The sequence below is a fragment of the Taklimakanibacter albus genome (assembly GCF_016595235.1).
GTDB lineage: Bacteria > Pseudomonadota > Alphaproteobacteria > Rhizobiales > Aestuariivirgaceae > Taklimakanibacter > Taklimakanibacter albus.
This window is the reverse complement of sequence record NZ_JAENHL010000008.1, coordinates 1,075,093-1,092,764: the sequence shown is the minus strand read 5'-3', so window position 1 is coordinate 1,092,764 and position 17,672 is coordinate 1,075,093. Positions and strand designations below refer to the sequence as shown.

Genomic DNA, 17,672 nt, shown 5'->3' with positions numbered 1-17,672 from the left:
AAGGTCAATGTGATTTCGGCCTTGACCCTCCTATCATGGGAAGGTCTATCTAGGGTGCGGTTGATCGATTTTAAGGATTGGAATGATGGCGACTGCGACCGCATTGAAGAACAACACGAGCTTCGGCATAGACGGCATGACCTGTGCCTCCTGCGTCGGGCGTGTCGAAAAGGCCATCCGCGCCGTGCCGGGCGTCACCTCCGCCTCGGTCAATCTGGCGACCGAGCGGGCTGAGGTTGCCTTCACCACCACATCCAATGTTCCGGCGGTCATCAAGGCCATCGAAACGGCGGGCTATCAGGCGCGTGCCATCGGCGCCGACGTTCAGGAGGACAATCACGCGGCGCAAGCGCGGGCGAGGGAACTCGTGAGCTTACGCTGGTCGCTTGCGATTGCGGCAGTCCTGACCTTGCCGATCTTCATCGTCGAAATGGGCTCGCATTTCATCCCGGCCATGCATCTCGTCGTGATGGACTATATCGGCATGGAGGAAAGCCGTTATCTGCAGTTCGGGCTCGCCACCCTGGTGCTGTTCGGACCGGGTCTGCGGTTTTACCGCAAAGGCGTCCCGGCGCTTTTGCGCGGCGCGCCCGACATGAATTCGCTCGTTGCGGTAGGCACATTCGCCGCCTGGGGTTACTCGGTCGTCGCCACTTTCGCGGACCATTTCCTGCCGGCCGGCACCGCCAATGTCTATTACGAGGCCGCCGCCGTGATCGTCACCTTGATCCTGCTCGGCCGCCTGCTCGAGGCGCGCGCCAAGGGCCGCACCAGCGAGGCGATCAAGCGGCTCGTCGGCCTTACTCCCAAGACGGCGCGTGTCCTGCGTAACGGCGAAGCAATCGAAGTACCGCTCGAGGAGGTCAAGACCGGCGATGTCCTGCAGGTTCGCCCCGGCGACAAGATCGCCGTCGACGGCGAGGTGATCGAAGGCTCGTCCTATGTCGATGAATCGATGATCACCGGCGAGCCGGTGCCCGCCGTCAAGAGCGCCGGCGCGCAAGTGGTCGGCGGCACCATCAACAAGACCGGCTCCTTCACCTTCCGCGCCACCAAGATCGGTGCCGATACGGTGCTGGCTCAGATCATCCGCATGGTCGAGGCGGCGCAGGGCGCCAAGCTGCCGATCCAGGCTTTGGTCGACAAGGTCACGGCCTGGTTCGTGCCGGCGGTGATGGCGATCGCCGCGTTGACCTTCGGCATCTGGCTTGTCTTCGGCCCGGATCCGGCGCTCGCTTTCGCGCTCGTCAATGCCGTGGCGGTGCTGATCATTGCCTGCCCCTGCGCCATGGGCCTCGCCACCCCGACCTCGATCATGGTCGGCACCGGACGCGCCGCCGAGATGGGCGTGCTGTTCCGCAAGGGCGAGGCGCTGCAGGTTTTGCGCGGCGCCGGCATCGTGGCGCTCGACAAGACCGGCACCTTGACCGAGGGCCGGCCCGAGCTCACCGATCTGGTGACCGCCGACGGCTTTGCGCGTGACGAGGTTCTGGCGCTGGTCGCTGCCGTCGAGGCACAATCCGAGCATCCGATCGCCGAAGCCATCGTCAAGGCGGCGAAGCGCTCGTCCGTGGCACTCGGCAAGGCGCTCGATTTCACCGCAACGCCGGGCATGGGCGTCAAGGCGTCGGTCGATGGCCGCATCATCGAGGTGGGCGCCGACCGTCTGATGACAGCGCTGGGCTTGTCGCTGGCGCCCTTCAAGGCGGCGGCCGAGCGGCTCGCTTCGGAAGGCAAGTCGCCGCTTTATGCCGCGATCGATGGCGAGCTGGCAGCGATCATCGCCGTCGCCGATCCGATCAAGGCGACGACGCCCCAGGCGATTGCCGCCCTTCATGCGCAGGGGCTGAAAGTGGCGATGATCACCGGCGACAACCGCCGCACCGCTGAAGCCATCGCGAAGAAGCTCGGCATCGACGATGTGGTGGCGGAAGTGCTGCCCGACGGCAAGGTGGCGGCCCTCGAAAGGCTGCGCCGCGACGGCGTGAAGCTCGCTTTTGTCGGCGACGGCATCAACGACGCCCCGGCGCTGGCGGCGGCCGATGTCGGCATCGCCATCGGCACCGGCACCGATGTGGCGATCGAAGCCGCCGATGTCGTGCTGATGTCGGGCGATCTCACCGGCGTGCCGAACGCCATCGCGTTAAGCCGCGCCACCATCCGCAATATCAAGCAGAATCTATTCTGGGCCTTCGCCTATAATGCGGCATTGGTGCCGATTGCCGCCGGTGCCCTTTACCCGCTTTATGGCATCCTGCTGTCGCCGGTTCTGGCGGCCGCCGCCATGGCTTTGTCGAGCGTCTTCGTGCTTGGCAATGCGTTGCGGCTCAAGGCCTTCCGGCCGCCGGTCAGCAACGCTGCCCGCAACGGCAAGGCGGGCGATCTCGCGCCGGCTCTGGCGTCATGATGAAGAGGAGATGAGACATGAATATCGGTGAAGCCTCTTCCGCTTCCGGCGTATCGGCCAAGATGATCCGTTATTACGAAACCATTGGGCTGATCCGCGCCGCCTCGCGCACCGAGTCCGGCTATCGCATCTATGGCGATGACGACATCCATACGTTGCGCTTCATCCGCTCGGCTCGCGATCTCGGCTTCTCGGTCGAGCAGATCGAGGAGCTGCTGGCTTTGTGGCGCGACCGCTCGCGCGCCAGCGCCAGTGTGAAGAGCGTGGCGCTGCGCCATATCGAGGAGCTCGAGCAGAAGGCGCGAGAGCTGCACAATATGGCGGCGACATTGCGCCATCTCGCCGAGAATTGCCGCGGCGACCAGCGCCCGCATTGCCCGATCATCGACAGCCTGGCCGAGCCGACCCAGCGCGCCGCCAAGCCCAAGGCGCCGCCGCGCTTCGGCAAGCCTGACCTGATCTCCGACCGCGCGGCGCGCAAAGCCCGCGCCCATCGCCCGTCCGGAATGCGTTGACCCCACTCGTCATGGCCGCCCTTGAGGCGGCCATCCAGCCTCTCCGCGCAGCAGTTATAGGGTGTCGAGTCTGGATGGCCGGGTCGAAGCCCGGCCATGACGGATAGGGGAGTTGCGCGCGCACGCTTCAGCGTGATGGCGCGCGCCAGACTCGTGACTCCTTGGGATCAGTGCATGTTCCGCAATGAGGGAATGAGCAGGCAGGCATAGTTCCAGCAGATACGGCGCGCCCGGATGAGATCCTCAGGCGCGCAGTCGGTTGCATTTTCCCAGAAGAAGCCGTCGATGAGGGCGGCGATCCCGTCGACAATGTCGTCGACCTGATCCGCCGGCACCAGCCGCTTCACCGCATAGCGGATGTTGGAGACCACGCGTTCGCCGGTGATGCGGTAGAGATAGAAGATCCGACCGCCCGACATGGCGTTGACCAGAAACTGCACCCAGGCCTTGCGCGAGGCGAGTGTCAGATTATCGGGCTGGAACGATCCCTCGATGATCGCGCGCAGGCGCTGCGCCGGTGTCGGATCGGCGGGCATCAGGGCCATGATCTCGCCGCGGTAGCGCCCGGAGAGCCGCCGCATCGTCGCCTCGAGCAGCTCCTCCTTATTCTCAAAATAATGATTCACCAGGGCCGTCGACATGCCGGCCTCGACCGCGATTTGCGAGAGCGTCGCGCGCTGCAGGCCTTCCTTGGCGACGACGGTGATCGCCGCCTCCATCAACTCGTCGCGGCGCATGTCCTTGAGAGAGCGCTTCTTTCTTAGGCCAGTCATGAATCACCCTCGCGGATCATCGCGCATCCTGTCATTGGACAACAATTTCATTTATTGATTTCAAAATCAATATATCATATGGAGAGACAAATAACAACTTTTGGGAGAGGGATGGAATGGATTTCGCGACACCGCAGCAGGTGAAGGTCTCCGGCGTCACGACGGTCGAAACCCATTGGATTCCCTTGCAGGACGGACGCCGGCTGGCGGCGCGGTTGTTCCTGCCTGCCGATGCCACGAAGACTCCGGTACCGGCCATTCTCGAATACATCCCATACCGGCGGCGTGACGGCACCCGCACTGGCGACGAGCAGATGCATCTGTGGTTCGCCGCGAATGGTTTTGCCGGCGTGCGTGTCGATATCGCCGGCATGGGCGATTCCGACGGCATTCTCGAGGACGAGTATGTCAAGCGCGAGCAGGATGACGCGCTCGAGATCATCGATCATCTCGGCCGCCAGCCCTGGTGTTCGGGCGCGGTCGGCATGATCGGCATTTCCTGGGGTGGGTTCAGCGGGCTTCAGGCCGCCGCGCGGAGGCCTCCCAATCTCAAAGCGGTCGTCACTCTGTGCTCGACTGACGACCGTTATGCCTGCGATGCACATTATGAAGGCGGGCTTCTCATCAACGACAATTTCGGCTGGGGTGGCGCGCTGTTCGGCTATGCCGCGCTGCCGCCGGATCCGGCGATCGTCGGCAAGGAGCGTTGGCGCGAGCTGTGGCGTCAGCGCCTCGACCATCATTCCCTGTTTCCGGCCACGTGGCTCAGGCATCAGCGCCGCGACGCTTTCTGGAAACATGGTTCGGTCTGCGAGGATTATAGTGCGATCACCTGTCCGGTGCTTGCCGTCGGCGGCTGGCTCGACGGCTATACCTCGGCCATCTTCCGTCTCGTCGAGAACATGCCGGGGCTCGCCAAGGGAATTTCCGGTCCCTGGGGACATACCGAGCCGCAAGCCGGCACGCCGGGTCCATCGATCGGTTTCCTGCAGGAATGCAAGCGCTGGTTCGATCACTGGCTGAAGGGCATCGACAATGGCGTCGAGGCCGATCCGGCCATGCGGCTCTGGCTGATGGATGATGCAAAGCCCGCTTCGCATATGGACATGCGGCCCGGCCGCTGGCTGGGTTTTCCTGCCTGGCCGTCGCCGGCCATTTCTCACACCACGTTTCATCTGACGGAGTGGGCGCTGACTGCGGGCAAGCCTGAGAGTCCGGCGAATGTCCGGTCTGTCTGCTCGCCGCTCACCACCGGCCTCCACGCGCAGGAATGGTGCCCTTATGGGCAGGGCCGCATCGCCGCCGAGGGCGCCCGCGATCAGCGCCCCGATGATGGCGGCTCTCTCTGCTACGATACCGAACCGTTGCGTGCGGACCTGCCGATCATGGGGCAGGCGCGTCTCACGCTGCGCATCGCCGCCGACACGCCGCAGGCGATGGTCGCCTGCCGCCTCACCAGCGTGGCGCCCGACGGCACGTCGGCTTTCGTGACCTACGCCATCCTCAATCTCGCCCATCGCGAGAGCCATGAATTCCCCAAGCCGATGACACCCGGTGTCTTCGAGGAGATCTCGCTCGTCATGAAGCCGGTCGGCCAGATCATTCCGAAAGGCCACCGCCTGCGGCTTGCCATCTCGTCCTCCTATTGGCCGATGGCGTGGCCGTCGCCGGAACTGACGACGATCACCGTGGACCCGAATGGCGCCCAGCTCTCTCTGCCTCTTGTCAGCGATGAGTCGACACTAGCGGCCGTCAGCTTCGAGCGCCCCGTCATGGCGCAGCCGGGACCGGTGACGGTGAAGGCACCGGCGCGCCAGCTGCGGCATATTGAAACCGATCTATCCACCGAGCGTACCAGCCTGGTCGCCTTGAGCGACGACGGCCGTTATGTCTTCGACGAGACCGGCACCGAGATGACGTCGTGGCGCAGGAAGGAATACGCCATCACCCATGGCGATCCGGCGAGCTGCGCGACGACGGTGACCTTCGGCGAAAGCTTCGATCGTCCCGATTGGCGCGCCCGGGTCGAGAGCCGGATCGAGATCACCTGCGACCGCACCACATTCCGGGTCACCGGCTCGGTGAAGACTTATGACGGCGATGAGCTGTTCATGACGCGTGATTATGACGAGCTGATACCGCGCGACAATATGTGAAACTCGAAAAAACATAACAGGGAAGGGCGTCCATCATGATTTCATTTATGAATCGCAGATCGTTTCTGGCCGGTGGCGCGGTCTTCGCCGCCTCGCCACTGCTGCCGCCTTTCATGTCGGTCGCCCTTGCGGAGCGCAAACAGGCTGTCGTGCGGGTCGATGTCGATATCGCCAATCTCGATCCCGGCAATCGCATCGGCACCGTCGACGGCAACGTGATCCTTTCGGTCTGCCAGACCTTGGCCCGCTTCGATGCGGGCAAGCTCACCTGGTCCAATGACGCGGCCAAGGAGATCAAGCAGATCTCCGAGACCGAATACACATTCGAGCTCAATCCCGGTCAGATGTTCACCGACGACTATGGCGAGATGACCGCCGAGGACGTCAAGTTTTCATTCGACCGTTTCATCACTGGCGACGCCAAGGGTAAGAAACTCGCTTATGCCGAGGATCTGGGTACGCTCGACAAGGTCGAAGTCACCGGCAAATATACCGGCCGCCTTCTCCTCAAGCACCCTTCGCCCGCACTCTGGCTGATCGGCCTGTGCGATGCATCGGGCGCCATTCTGTCCAAGAAGGCGACCGAGGCGCTCGGTGACAAGATCGCCACCCAGATCATAGGCTCAGGGCCTTACCGGCTGGCCGAATGGCGGCCGAAGGAGCAGTTCGTCCTCGAGATCAATCCCGATTATAAAGGGGCCGCAAAGGCGCATTTCCCGCGCATCCTCGCCAAGTTCATTGCCGAGCCGAAAACGGCGCTTCTGTCTTTCCAGGGCAAGGAGCTCGATTTCACTGCGGTCGATCCATCCTCGGCGGGCGAGGCGCGAAAGGTCGAGCAGGCCAAGGTCATCGAGATCGAAGGCATCGATTACACCTGGATCAGCCTCAATGTGGAGAAGGGCGCGCTCGCCGATCCGCGCGTGCGCCAGGCCATCCGTCTCGGCATCGACATCGACATGATCATCGCCGGCGCTTATGGCGGCGCGGTCTCGCGTGCCAAGACTTTGCTGGCGCCGGGCCTCATCGGCGCCTGGCCGGAGGCGCCCCTCTACAACCGGGATCTGGAGAAGGCCAAGGCGCTTCTCGCCGAAGCCGGACAGACGGGATTGAGCGTCAGCTTCACCTGCCTCAATGAGGCGGTGCCGATGGCGACCGCGCAGATCGTCCAGGCCAATCTCGCGGAGATCGGCGTCACGGTTACGATCAACGCGATGGATTCCGGCGCCTATTGGGCCATGGGGTCGGATGACAAGAGCAAGGATCTCGAGCTCACCCTCATCCAATATCTCTCGAAATTCGATCCGAGCTTCCAGACGCAATGGTTCCTCTCGGCGCAAGTCGGCTTGTGGAACTGGCAGCGCTGGAAGAGTGCCGATTTCGACCGGCTGCATGCGGAGGGCCTCGCCACGACCGATACGGCCAAGCGCACCCAGATCTATGTCGACATGCAGAAGCTCCTCGATGAGTCCGCGTCCTGCGTCTGGATCACCCACGGCCGCAATTTCTTCATCCATGCCGACTGGCTCAAGCCGTGTTTGCTGCCCAATGCCATGAACTGGCAATACGAATATTTCGGCGAGGCATGAGAGGATCTTAGGCTAGGAAGAGCGCCATGGCCTTCTTGCTTCGCCGCGCCCAAGCCGCGCTCTTCACCATCGCTTGCGTGATGTTGATGCTCTTCGTGCTCGTCCGATCGGTGCCGGGCGACATGGCCTCGATCATGCTGGGGCCGCGCGCGACGCCGGAATTGCGGGCGCGGATCGTTGCGGAGATGGGCCTCGACCAGAACATCTTCACGCAACTCTGGCTGTTCCTGACGCGCGTCGTCAGGGGCGATTTCGGCGAGGATGTCATATCGCGTCGCCCGATCTTCGACATCGTCGCCGAAGTTCTGCCCAATACGCTCATTCTTGCCGGGACCGCACTTTTCCTCAGTCTGGTCTTCGGCATCCTTCTGGGACTGATCGCCGCGAAGTCGCGGGGATCCTGGGCCGACAGTCTGCTCGGCCTGCTGTCGGTCGCCTTCGTCTCGACGCCGAGCCTCGTCGTATCCATCGTTCTGCTGCTCCTCTTCTCGCGCGCTCTGCACTGGTTCCCGGTCGCGGGCGTGGGTGACAGCGGTGATGTACTCGACCAGCTGGCACATCTCGTCCTTCCGGCGACAGCGCTCGCGCTGGGGTGGATCGGTTATATTGCGCGGCTGGTGCGTGCCGCGCTGCTGGAGACCTTGACCGAGCATCACATCCGCACTTTGCGCGCCTATGGCGTACCGGAATGGCGTATCGCCGGCATCTACGCCTTGCGCCTTGCCTTGGTGCCGCTCGTCTCGATCTTGGGGATTGGGCTGGGCGATCTCATCGGCAGTGCCGTCTTTGCCGAGCTGATCTTTGCCCGCCCAGGCATCGGCAGCCTGATCTTCAATTCGATCGCGGTGCGCAACTATCCCGTCGTGCAGGCGGCCGTGCTGATCATCGTTCTCATCTATATCCTGGCCAATATGGCGGTCGACCTGATCAACAGCCGGCTTGATCCCCGGATCGCGCGTGCTTTGCGCGAAGGGCGGCAGGCATGAAGGCGGTGGCGGCAGACATCTCTGACAAGCCGTCACCGGCAAGATGGCGTCGCATCTGGCGTGATCGCAATGGCCGCCTCGGTCTTCTGTTCATGGGCCTCGTGCTGCTGCTGGCGTTGTCGGGGCTCATTCTCGGCGCTGATCCCAATCGTATCGACATTCCGCAAAGGCTGGCGGCGCCGAGCCTCGCGCATTGGCTGGGAACCGACAATCTCGGTCGCGATCTGACCGCTCGCATATCGGCGGGGACGCGATCGGCTCTGACGCTGGCGCTCCTCATCGTGGCTGCGTCGGCCTTTCTGGGCGCGGTGATCGGCACGGCGGCGGGCCTGTTCGGCCGCTGGCTCGATTGGATCGTGACGGCGATATTCGACACGCTGAGCGCCTTTCCGGCCTTGATCCTCGCTTTCTCCCTCGTGGCGCTTTACGGCACCGGACGGCAGACCTTCGTCATCCTCGCCATTCTCATCTTCCTGCCGCAATTCGGCCGACTCGCGCGCGCCCGCGCACAAGCCTTGCGGCATCAGAGCTTCGTCGAGGCGGAGCGCCTTCTGGGCGTGCATCCGATGGTGATCGTGCTGCGCCATATTCTTCCCAATATCGCGGGTCCCCTGATCGTTCTCGCCGGCATGAATATTCCTGTCGTGATCACCTTCGAGGCGGGACTGTCCTTCCTGGGCTTGGGCGTGCAGCCGCCGGCCTCTTCGCTCGGCACGCTGATCAAGGATGGTTTCATCTATATGAGCGAATCCTGGTGGCCGACCATTGGCGCGGCCGGCACGCTCGCTCTCGCCACCTTGGGATCGACGCTCCTCGCCGAAACCTTCCGCGATATCCTCGACCCGAAATCCGCTACCGATGTCGAGGGCCGCGCATGAGTGTCGCCGTCAGCAATCTTTCCGTCGACTACCGGGGCCACGGACCAGACCTGCATGCCGTGCGCGACGTATCCTTCGTGATCCCGCCGGGGAAGATGCTGGGGCTCGTCGGCGAATCCGGCAGCGGCAAGTCCACCGTCGCTTTCGCGCTCATGGGACTGCTGCAGGCCAATGCGCGCATCATATCCGGCGACATGCAAATCGGCGGTCGGAGCTACGACCTGACGAAGAACGCCACGGCGCCGCTGCGCGGCCATGGCCTGGCGATGATCTTCCAGGACCCGCTGCTGTCGCTCAATCCCGTCTTCACCATCGGCGCGCATCTCATCGAGATATTGCGGGTGGCGGCGCCTGGCGAAAGCGCCGGACGCCGCCGTGCCATGGCGGAAGAGGCGCTGGCCAAGGTCAAGCTCACCGATCCGCGCCGGCGTCTCGATCAGTATCCGCATGAGCTCAGCGGCGGCATGCGCCAGCGTGTGGTGATCGCCATGGCACTTCTGGCAAAGCCGGTCCTGCTCATTGCCGATGAGCCGACGACGGCGCTCGACGTCACTGTCGAGGCCTCGGTCATGCGCGAGATCTGCGCCCTGCGCGACGAGCTCAACTGCTCGGTCCTGCTGATCACCCACAGCCTCGGTTTGGTGACCAAATATTGTGACGACATGGCCGTTCTCTATGCCGGTGAGATGCTGGAGCAGGGGCCGGCCCGCGCGATCCAGCGCCGGCCTGGGCATCCTTATTCCCGCCTGCTGCTCGATTGCGAGGTGGCGATCGACCAGCCGCGTCGGGAGCCCGCAATGGCGAACAGCTTCAAGGTCATAGGTGGCGAGCTTCCGGATCTGAGGAGACCGGTATCGGGCTGCGTCTTCGCCGCGCGCTGTGATCGGGCGGTTGCTGACTGCGCTGTCACCGTCCCGTCGGCCGTCCGGCTCGACGAAGAAGGGCGGCACAAGGCGCGCTGCCTGAGGATCGGCGCATCATGACGACTGCCGTCTCTATATCCGGCGTCAGCATCGGCTTTGGTCCGGTGACGGTCATCGACGATCTGTCGCTCGATGTCCCCGCAAGTACGACATTCGGCGTCGTCGGCGAGTCGGGCTCCGGCAAGACGACGCTGCTGCGCGCCGCACTCGGGCTTCAGGACGTAAGACGGGGCGAGATCCGGCTCATGGGCGAACGTTTCGGCGGATCGCTTGCCGAGACGCGCCGACGGGCGCGGGTCATCCAGCCGATCTTCCAGGATCCTGCCGCCGCCCTGTCGCCGCGCTGCCGCATCGGCGTGCTGATGGACGAAGTGGCGAAGGTGCTGGGCGAACCGCGCGATGCGCTGCGCCAGCGCCTCGATGAAATCTTGCGGCGGCTTGGGCTTCCGCGCGCGATCCTCGACAAATATCCGCATCAGATCAGCGGCGGACAGGCGCGCCGCGCCGCGATTGCCCGTGCCTTGCTCATGCGGCCGCGGATCCTCGCCGCCGATGAGCCGACCGCGGGGCTCGATGTTTCCGTCCAGGGCGAGTTGCTCAATTTGCTGCAGGAGCTCCGCCGGACGGAGGAGATTACACTGCTGATCATCACCCACAATCTGGCGGTGGTGCGGCTCATCGCCGACCGGGTCGCCGTCATGCAGTCCGGCCGTATCGTCGAACAGGGCGAGGCGAATGCGGTCTTCGCGCGGCCGCAGCATGCCTATACGCGCGAGCTTCTCAATTCCTGGCCGGCCACTTCCTAGCTCAGCAGTTCCGTGAAACTGTCGGGCTGCGGTTTCGTCTCGCGAGGTTGTGCCGCATAATGCAGCCAGACGACGCCATTCTCGTAAGATTCTCTGGCGATGAGCTTTAGGCCGTGATCGCCCGGCCATCGCTCGAACCAGACGGAGCCGGATGAAACGGCCGGATAGAGAAAGAAATGATACTCATCGATCAGACCGAGGCCGATGACAGATTGCGCGAAGCTCGCCCCGCCGGATAGATGGATATTTCCGCCCGGCTGCTCTTTCAGATCGCTGAGAAAATCTCGTAGCGCCTTGTCGTCTGCCGCGATGACGTGCTCGACATTTTGCCAGCCGGTCAGCGCCTGGCCTTTCCGCCGCGAAAACACCAGCTTGCGGTAATCGCGCATCCGGCGCGCCATCTTGCGATTTGTCTCAGTGCCTTCGGTTTCCGAAAGCGCTGTCGGCCAATAGGCCGCCATCTCTTCATAGGTCACGCGTCCCACGAGCACGGTGTCATAGGTCGAGTAGATCTGGTCAATTCTCCGATACTGGCCCTCGCAGACGCTGTGGAGCCACTCATAGGGCTGATCGAGGCGGCCATTTAACGTCGCCATCATCTGGAACACGATCTTGCGCATCTGCTTTCCCGCTACCGGCTCTGCTCGACGAGCCGGGCGAGCTGTTCCGTCACAGTGCCCCAGCCGTCATGAAAGCCCAGCTCCTCGTGCTTCTTGCGCTCGGCGCTGCTCCTGTGCATCGCGAAAGCCGCATAGTCGGTGCCTTGCGTATGGTCCTTCATCGTGATGATCGCCGTCATGAAGGGCTGATCGCCCGGCCGCCAGCCGCCTGTCAGCGTATCGGTGAAGACGATGCGCGACTGATCCTCGACGGAGAGGAAGCAGGCCGTCACATGCGGCATGAAGGCGCCGCCGTCTTCGCTCATGCGTGTCTCGAAGGCGCCGCCCGGCCTGAGATCGAGCTTGACCACCTGGCATTTGGCAGGGGCGGGGAGCCACCATTGCTCGAGGCTTTTGGGTGTCGTCCAGGCGCGCCAGACGGCGGCGCGCGGCGCCTTGATGATGCGCGTCACGGTGAGATCCCGTTCGGGATCGAAGACAACGGTCATTACTCTGTTTCCTTTGCGTGTTGAGCGAGGACGAATTGTTCGAGCCGGTCGGTGCGGCCCTCCCACAACGCGCGCTGCTGCGCCAGCCAGGCTTCGACCATCTGAAAAGGTTTCCTTTCGAGGGTGCAGGTGCGGATGCGGCCATGCTTATGGGTGTTGATGAGCCCGCTCTCCTCCAGAAACCGGATGTGTTTCATGAAGGAGGGCAGCGCCATGTCGAAGGGCTGCGCCAGGTCGCTGATGCTGGCGGGCCCTTGCCCCAGGCGCCCGATCACGGCGCGGCGTGTCGGATCGGCGAGGGCTTGGAAGATCGGGGTCAGTGTCTCAGAATGGTAATCCATAAGGCTAAGTATCATCGGTCGATACTTAGCGCAAGAGCTAAGTGATGGAAATTGATTGACTCATACCAACTAGTGGGTATGTTTTGCCCTGAAGAGTCGGTACGGACTTTATATTAGGGAGGGAACAGCCATGGCGCAGTCCTATCGCTGGGTGATCGTCGCTTTGGGCGCCTTGATGACCTGCGTGGCCATCGGCGCCATGTTTTCGTTGGCTGTCTTCCTTGAGCCCATGTCCGAAACCAGCGGCTGGAGCAGGGCCGGCATATCGAGCGCGATGACGCTCGACTTCCTGGTCATGGGTGTTGCCGGTTTCGCCTGGGGTGCCGTGAGCGATCGCTTCGGTCCGCGCATCGTCGTGCTCGCCGGTGCTGTTCTTTTGGGCGCCGGCCTGGTTCTGGCGAGCCTCGCCACGAGCCTCATCGCCTTCCAGCTTTCTTATGGCGTGATCGTCGGCCTCGCCGCCGGCGCCTTCTTTGCCCCAATGATCGCCACGGTCACCGGCTGGTTCGACACCCAGCGCGGCCTTGCCGTCTCGCTGGTCTCGGCCGGCATGGGCGTCGCTCCCTTGACCGTCTCGCCTTTCGCCGGCTGGCTGATCTCCACCTATGACTGGCGCACCGCCATGGCGGTGATCGGTATCGGCGCCTGGATCCTGCTCATTCCGGCGGCGCTTTTCGTGCGCCGGGCGCCGCAAGGCGAAGCCGCGCCCGCCGCGACCAATGCCCAGCCAGGCGAGGCCGGCAGTTCTCTAGGCAAGGCCTTGGCCTCACCGCAATTCATCGTGCTGGCGGGCACCTTCTTCCTGTGCTGCGCCGCGCATTCGGGGCCGATCTTCCACATGATGAGCTATGCCATGTTGTGCGGCATGTCGACTTTGGCGGCGGTGAGCATCTACAGCGTCGAAGGCCTCGCCGGCCTCGGCGGCCGCCTGCTGCTCGGCGTGCTGGCCGACCGCTATGGCGTCAAGCTGATCCTCGTCCTCGGGCTCTTCGTGCAATCGCTCGCCATTGCCGCCTATCTCGTCGTCAGCCAGCTTGGCGAATTCTATCTGCTCGCCATCGTGTTCGGCACCGCCTATGGCGGCGTGATGCCGCTTTACGCCGTGCTGGCGCGCGAATATTTCGGCCAGCACATCATGGGCTCCGTATTCGGCGCGGCGACGATGATGTCGAGCCTCGGCATGGCGCTTGGGCCCTTGGGTGGCGGCTGGATCTTCGACAGCTTCGGTGAGTATCGCTGGCTCTATATCGGTTCGGCCGCTCTGGCGCTCGGCGCCGTCGCGATCGCCTTGGCCTTCCCGCCGATCCCACGCCTCAAGCTCGAGGGGCAAGCCACGGCCTCATGAGACGCATGGAAGCCATGTTGGCATGAAGCGCCCTTGAAATGGGCGGACGCTTGCCCGATAGTTGCAGGTCTTCATTGTAGGCTAATCCGGGATATCAGCACAATTTCATCGGCCTGTTTTCTTGCCTAGTCAGCCTTCATCCATGGCGCCGCTCCAGCAACCGGTCTTCAGGGCCGTCTGGATCGCGAGCTTCGTGTCCAATCTGGGCTCTCTCATCCAGAATGTCGGCGCCGCCTGGATGATGACGGCGATCGCCACTTCGGTCGACATGGTGGCGCTGGTCCAGGCGTCGCTGGCGCTGCCGATCATGCTGTTCTCCATCCCCTCCGGCGCCATTGCCGACAATTTCGGCCGCCGCAAGGTGATGCTGGTCGCGCAATGTTTCATGCTCGTCGTTTCGGTGATGCTGGCGGTGTCGGCCTTCACCGGCACCATGACGCCCTGGCTGCTGCTCACCTACACATTCCTGCTCGGCTGCGGCAACGCGTTGAACAACCCGGCCTGGGGCGCCGCGGTTGGCGACATGGTCCCGAGAGCGGATATTCCGGCCGCCGTGACGCTCAACAGCATGAATTACAATCTCTGCCGAAGCGTCGGACCGGCGCTCGGCGGCATCATCGTCGCGGCGGCGGGCGCCGTCACCGCTTTCACCATCAACGCGCTGAGCTATCTGGCGCTCATCACGGTGCTCGCCCGCTGGAAGCCGGCGCTCCCGCAGAGCAAGCTGCCGCGTGAGTCGATGGGCGCGGCGATGTCGGCGGGCCTGCGTTATCTCGCGATGTCGCCCAATATCGCCCGGGTGATGAGCCGGGCTCTGGTCTTCGGCTTCGCCACCATCGCGACGCTCGCTTTGCTGCCGCTCATCGCCCGTGACCTGCTCAATGGCGATGCGCTTCTCTATGGCCTTCTGTTCGGTGCGTTCGGCATGGGCGCCGTCGGCGGCGCGCTGGCCAGCGGCAAGCTGCGCGAGCTGCTCTCCAAGGAGAGCTGCGTGCGCCTGGGCTTTTTGGGATTCGCCGTCTGCCAGGCCACCGCCGCCTTGAGCCCTTATCCCTGGCTCACCCTTCTCGCCTTGTCGCTGGGCGGGGCGAGCTGGGTGATCACCTTGTCGCTCTTCAACATCACTCTGCAGCTCTCGACCCCGCGCTGGGTGGTAGGACGCATTCTTTCCCTCTATCAGACGGCGACGTTCGGCGGCATGGCGCTCGGCAGCTGGGTCTGGGGCCTGATCGCCGAGGAGCATGGTTCCGCTACCGCCCTTCTGATCGCGGCGGGTGGTGCGTTGTTCGGGCTGGTCATGGGATTTCGCTGGTTCGCCATGCCGAGCAAGGACGAGCTCAATCTCGACCCGCTCGACCGCTGGCGCGAGCCGAGCCTGGCGCTCGATCTGAAGGCGCGCAGCGGGCCGTTCCGCATCATGGTCGATTATCTGATCCGCGAGGAGGATGTGCGCGAGTTTCTCGACGCCATGGCCGAGCGCCGCCGCATCCGCCGCCGCGACGGCGCCCGAAACTGGGCGCTTTTTCGCGATGTGCAGAATCCGCAGCTCTGGACCGAAATGTACAATGTGCCGACCTGGGCCGATTATGTGCGTTTGTTCCAGCGCGTCACGCAGGCCGATGAGGCCGTCGGCGAGAAGATCCGCAAATTGCATCGCGGCGCCGAGCCGCCCAAGGCGCGCCGCCTCATCGAGCGTTCGACCGCCAATGCCGATTTCAGCGCGGCGCCGAAAGAAGTCATCGACCAGCCCTGATCAAGCGAGGCGGCGGAGCGCCTGGCTCAAAAGATCGGCGGCGGAGACGAGCAGCAGCACCAGGCGCCTTTCGAGCCTTTCGTCCAACGTTGCGTCGCTCACGACCAGGCTGAGGCTCGCTGAAATGGCGAGCTCCGAATTCGAAACCGGCACCGCGATGCCGACGAGCCCCTTGTCGACCTCTCCGCGTGTGATGCAATGGCCGCGCTTGCGGATGGCGGCAAGCTCGCCGCTGAGCTTGGCGGGCGCGTCGGCATCGGCATCGGCGAGCAGCTTCTTCAACCGCCGGCCGGGAAGCTGCGACAGGATGGTCTTGGACGTGGCGCCACGGGTTAGCGGCATCGGCCGCCCACGCTCATAGCTGGTGGGAAGCTCGGCGCCGTCATAACGCTCATCGGCGGCGCAGATCACCCGGTCGCCATAGAGTCTGGCCAGCACCGCGACGCATGGGTGGCGCACCTCCGCAACAAGGTCGCGCAGCAGGGGGCTTCCGACTTTGACCAGGGGATCGGTCAGGCGGATCATGCGGTCGAATTCGATGAAAGCGGAACCCAGCCGGTAATGCGCTTCGGTCGAAGGCTCGAGAAAGCCCTGCGCCACCAGTTCCCGCACGGTGCGATAGACCGTGCTGGCCGGAACGCCAATGGCTTCCGCCAGCTCCGGCACCGTCCAGTTCGCCTTGGCTTCCGTGAAGCACCTGAGAACGCTGAGAAATCTGCTGAGCCCCGACATAAACCCTCATCCGCATCACGTCTGATTCCGGGCGATCTTGCCGTGTGACCAGCGCTTTTCCTAGCCTTATTGCAGGTAGGAGAGGCGGTAATTATCGAAAAATGAGAAGTCGGAAGCTGATGGTTTCAACCAAATACCTGTGCTTGACAAACGGTCAGCGTGTTTTCGCTTTTTTGCAATAGTGCTTTCCAAGAATATCAATAAATTATCAAAAAACGATAATTTGATAAGAAATTGGGAGGCCATCCAGGCGTCCCTCAAAGGAGGATGGCATGACATTGCGAAAATCATTGGCTTGGATGCTCGGCCTGTCGCTGGCGGTCGGCATCGGCGCCGTCGCTGAGGCGGGGACCCTGGATGAGGTCAAGCAGCGCGGCAAGCTGATCTGCGGCACCTCCGGCTCGACGCCGGGTTTCTCCACCCCCGACAGCAATGGCAAGATGCAGGGGCTCGATGCCGATTTCTGCTATGCCATCGCGGCGGCGATCTTCGGCGACCGTGAGAAGGTCGAGTTCGTGCCCTTGACCCTGGTCGAGCGTTTCACCGCTTTGGCGGCGGGTGAGGTGGATGTGCTGGCCCGCAGCGCCACCAACACGCTGACCCGCGACGCCTCGCTCGGCATCGATTTCAGCTATTACAATTTCATCGACGGCCAGGGCTTCCTCGTCCGCAAGTCGCTCGACGCGAAGTCCGTCAAGGACCTGAACGGCGCCACCATCTGCATGCCGTCCGGCACCACGACCGAGCCTAATCTCGCTGCCTATTTCGCCAAGAACAATCTTACCTATAAGCCGGTGAGCTTCGATACCGAGCCGCAGGTGCGCGAGGCTTTCGATGCCGGCGCCTGTGACGTGATCAGCTCCGACAAGGCGATCCTCGCCGCCATCCGCACCGAGCTCGCCGATCCCAAGGCCGTCGACATCCTGCCCGACACGATCTCGAAGGAGCCCAACGGCCCCTGGGTGCGCCAGGGCGATTCCGAATGGGGCGATGTCGTGCGCTGGGTGTTGTATGCCACGCTCACCGCCGACGAGCTCGGCGTCACCTCGCAGAATGTCGATGAGATGAAGGCCAAGAGCGACGGCAATCCGCCGGTGCGCCGTCTGCTCGGTCTCGAGGGTGATATCGGCAAATTGCTCAAGCTGCCGAATGACTGGAGCTACCAGATCGTCAAGCAGGTCGGCAATTATGACGAAAGCTATCAGCGCAATGTGACACCGCTCGGCCTGCCGCGCGAAAACACGCCCAACGCGCTGTGGAACAAGGGCGGCGTGCTGCTCTCGCCGCCCTTCTGAGCCATTTGCCTGACGTCGATTTTCCCGTCCGGATGAGCTCGTCCGGGCGGGAACACGTGCTATGATCG

General features: G+C 63.4%; 16 protein-coding genes. 11 read left to right on the top strand and 5 right to left on the bottom strand.

Annotated elements, in window-relative coordinates:
- The first annotated feature begins 82 nt into the window (after nucleotides 1-82).
- A complete protein-coding gene (locus JHL16_RS28180; RefSeq protein WP_281436057.1) occupies nucleotides 83-2,407 on the top strand; it encodes a heavy metal translocating P-type ATPase in 2,325 nt (774 codons plus the stop codon).
- A gap of 17 nt (nucleotides 2,408-2,424) precedes the next feature.
- Nucleotides 2,425-2,922, top strand: a complete 498-nt coding sequence (cueR, locus tag JHL16_RS28175) for a Cu(I)-responsive transcriptional regulator (RefSeq protein ID WP_200188212.1) — start codon at nucleotides 2,425-2,427, stop codon at nucleotides 2,920-2,922.
- Nucleotides 2,923-3,089: 167 nt separating this feature from the next.
- Here cueR and betI read toward each other — a convergent pair whose 3' ends face one another.
- Entirely contained in the window at nucleotides 3,090-3,695 is a 606-nt protein-coding gene (gene betI, locus JHL16_RS28170; RefSeq protein WP_200188211.1) for a transcriptional regulator BetI, read from the bottom strand.
- 116 nt (nucleotides 3,696-3,811) lie between these two features.
- Here betI and JHL16_RS28165 point away from each other — a divergent pair, with 116 nt between their 5' ends.
- Genes JHL16_RS28165 through JHL16_RS28140 form a run of 6 tightly spaced genes read left to right on the top strand, consistent with a single transcriptional unit; the run spans nucleotide 3,812 to nucleotide 11,030 of the window.
- Nucleotides 3,812-5,851: a CocE/NonD family hydrolase gene (locus JHL16_RS28165; protein WP_200188210.1), complete on the top strand. Its 2,040-nt coding sequence runs from the start codon at nucleotides 3,812-3,814 to the stop codon at nucleotides 5,849-5,851.
- Nucleotides 5,852-5,898: 47 nt separating this feature from the next.
- A complete protein-coding gene (locus JHL16_RS28160) occupies nucleotides 5,899-7,437 on the top strand; it encodes an ABC transporter substrate-binding protein (protein WP_200188209.1) in 1,539 nt (512 codons plus the stop codon).
- 26 nt (nucleotides 7,438-7,463) lie between these two features.
- Nucleotides 7,464-8,423 carry an ABC transporter permease gene (locus tag JHL16_RS28155; RefSeq protein WP_200188208.1) on the top strand — a complete coding sequence of 320 codons (960 nt, stop codon included), beginning with the start codon at nucleotides 7,464-7,466 and terminating at the stop codon, nucleotides 8,421-8,423.
- Nucleotides 8,420-9,301 carry an ABC transporter permease gene (locus JHL16_RS28150; RefSeq protein ID WP_200188207.1) on the top strand — a complete coding sequence of 294 codons (882 nt, stop codon included), beginning with the start codon at nucleotides 8,420-8,422 and terminating at the stop codon, nucleotides 9,299-9,301. The genes JHL16_RS28155 and JHL16_RS28150 overlap by 4 nt, the downstream gene beginning before the upstream one ends.
- Entirely contained in the window at nucleotides 9,298-10,284 is a 987-nt protein-coding gene (locus JHL16_RS28145; RefSeq protein WP_200188206.1) for an ABC transporter ATP-binding protein, read from the top strand. Before JHL16_RS28150 ends, JHL16_RS28145 begins: the two co-directional genes overlap by 4 nt.
- On the top strand, nucleotides 10,281-11,030 hold the full coding sequence (locus JHL16_RS28140) for an ABC transporter ATP-binding protein (RefSeq protein ID WP_200188205.1): 750 nt from the start codon (nucleotides 10,281-10,283) through the stop codon (nucleotides 11,028-11,030). The genes JHL16_RS28145 and JHL16_RS28140 overlap by 4 nt, the downstream gene beginning before the upstream one ends.
- Here the strand turns inward: JHL16_RS28140 and JHL16_RS28135 are convergent.
- Genes JHL16_RS28135 through JHL16_RS28125 form a run of 3 tightly spaced genes read right to left on the bottom strand, consistent with a single transcriptional unit; the run spans nucleotide 11,027 to nucleotide 12,479 of the window.
- Nucleotides 11,027-11,650: a dihydrofolate reductase family protein gene (locus tag JHL16_RS28135; protein WP_200188204.1), complete on the bottom strand. Its 624-nt coding sequence runs from the start codon at nucleotides 11,648-11,650 to the stop codon at nucleotides 11,027-11,029. The two genes, JHL16_RS28140 and JHL16_RS28135, sit on opposite strands and share 4 nt — an antisense overlap.
- A gap of 11 nt (nucleotides 11,651-11,661) precedes the next feature.
- On the bottom strand, nucleotides 11,662-12,138 hold the full coding sequence (locus JHL16_RS28130; protein WP_200188203.1) for an SRPBCC family protein: 477 nt from the start codon (nucleotides 12,136-12,138) through the stop codon (nucleotides 11,662-11,664).
- Nucleotides 12,138-12,479, bottom strand: a complete 342-nt coding sequence (locus tag JHL16_RS28125; RefSeq protein ID WP_200188202.1) for an ArsR/SmtB family transcription factor — start codon at nucleotides 12,477-12,479, stop codon at nucleotides 12,138-12,140. The genes JHL16_RS28130 and JHL16_RS28125 overlap by 1 nt, the downstream gene beginning before the upstream one ends.
- A 130-nt stretch (nucleotides 12,480-12,609) precedes the next feature.
- Here JHL16_RS28125 and JHL16_RS28120 point away from each other — a divergent pair, with 130 nt between their 5' ends.
- Nucleotides 12,610-13,824: an MFS transporter gene (locus JHL16_RS28120; protein WP_200188201.1), complete on the top strand. Its 1,215-nt coding sequence runs from the start codon at nucleotides 12,610-12,612 to the stop codon at nucleotides 13,822-13,824.
- Between the two features lie 142 nt (nucleotides 13,825-13,966).
- Complete coding sequence (locus tag JHL16_RS28115; RefSeq protein ID WP_200188200.1) at nucleotides 13,967-15,577, top strand: MFS transporter; 1,611 nt, start codon at nucleotides 13,967-13,969, stop codon at nucleotides 15,575-15,577.
- On the opposite strand, the gene JHL16_RS28110 is transcribed toward JHL16_RS28115, so the two are convergent.
- Nucleotides 15,578-16,309, bottom strand: coding sequence for an IclR family transcriptional regulator (locus tag JHL16_RS28110; protein WP_200188199.1), 732 nt, complete (start codon nucleotides 16,307-16,309; stop codon nucleotides 15,578-15,580).
- A 272-nt stretch (nucleotides 16,310-16,581) separates the two neighbouring features.
- Between JHL16_RS28110 and JHL16_RS28105 the strand changes: the two genes are divergently transcribed.
- Nucleotides 16,582-17,604 (top strand): amino acid ABC transporter substrate-binding protein, encoded by a 1,023-nt coding sequence (locus JHL16_RS28105; RefSeq protein WP_200188198.1) that lies wholly within the window; start codon nucleotides 16,582-16,584, stop codon nucleotides 17,602-17,604.
- Nucleotides 17,605-17,672 lie beyond the last annotated feature (68 nt).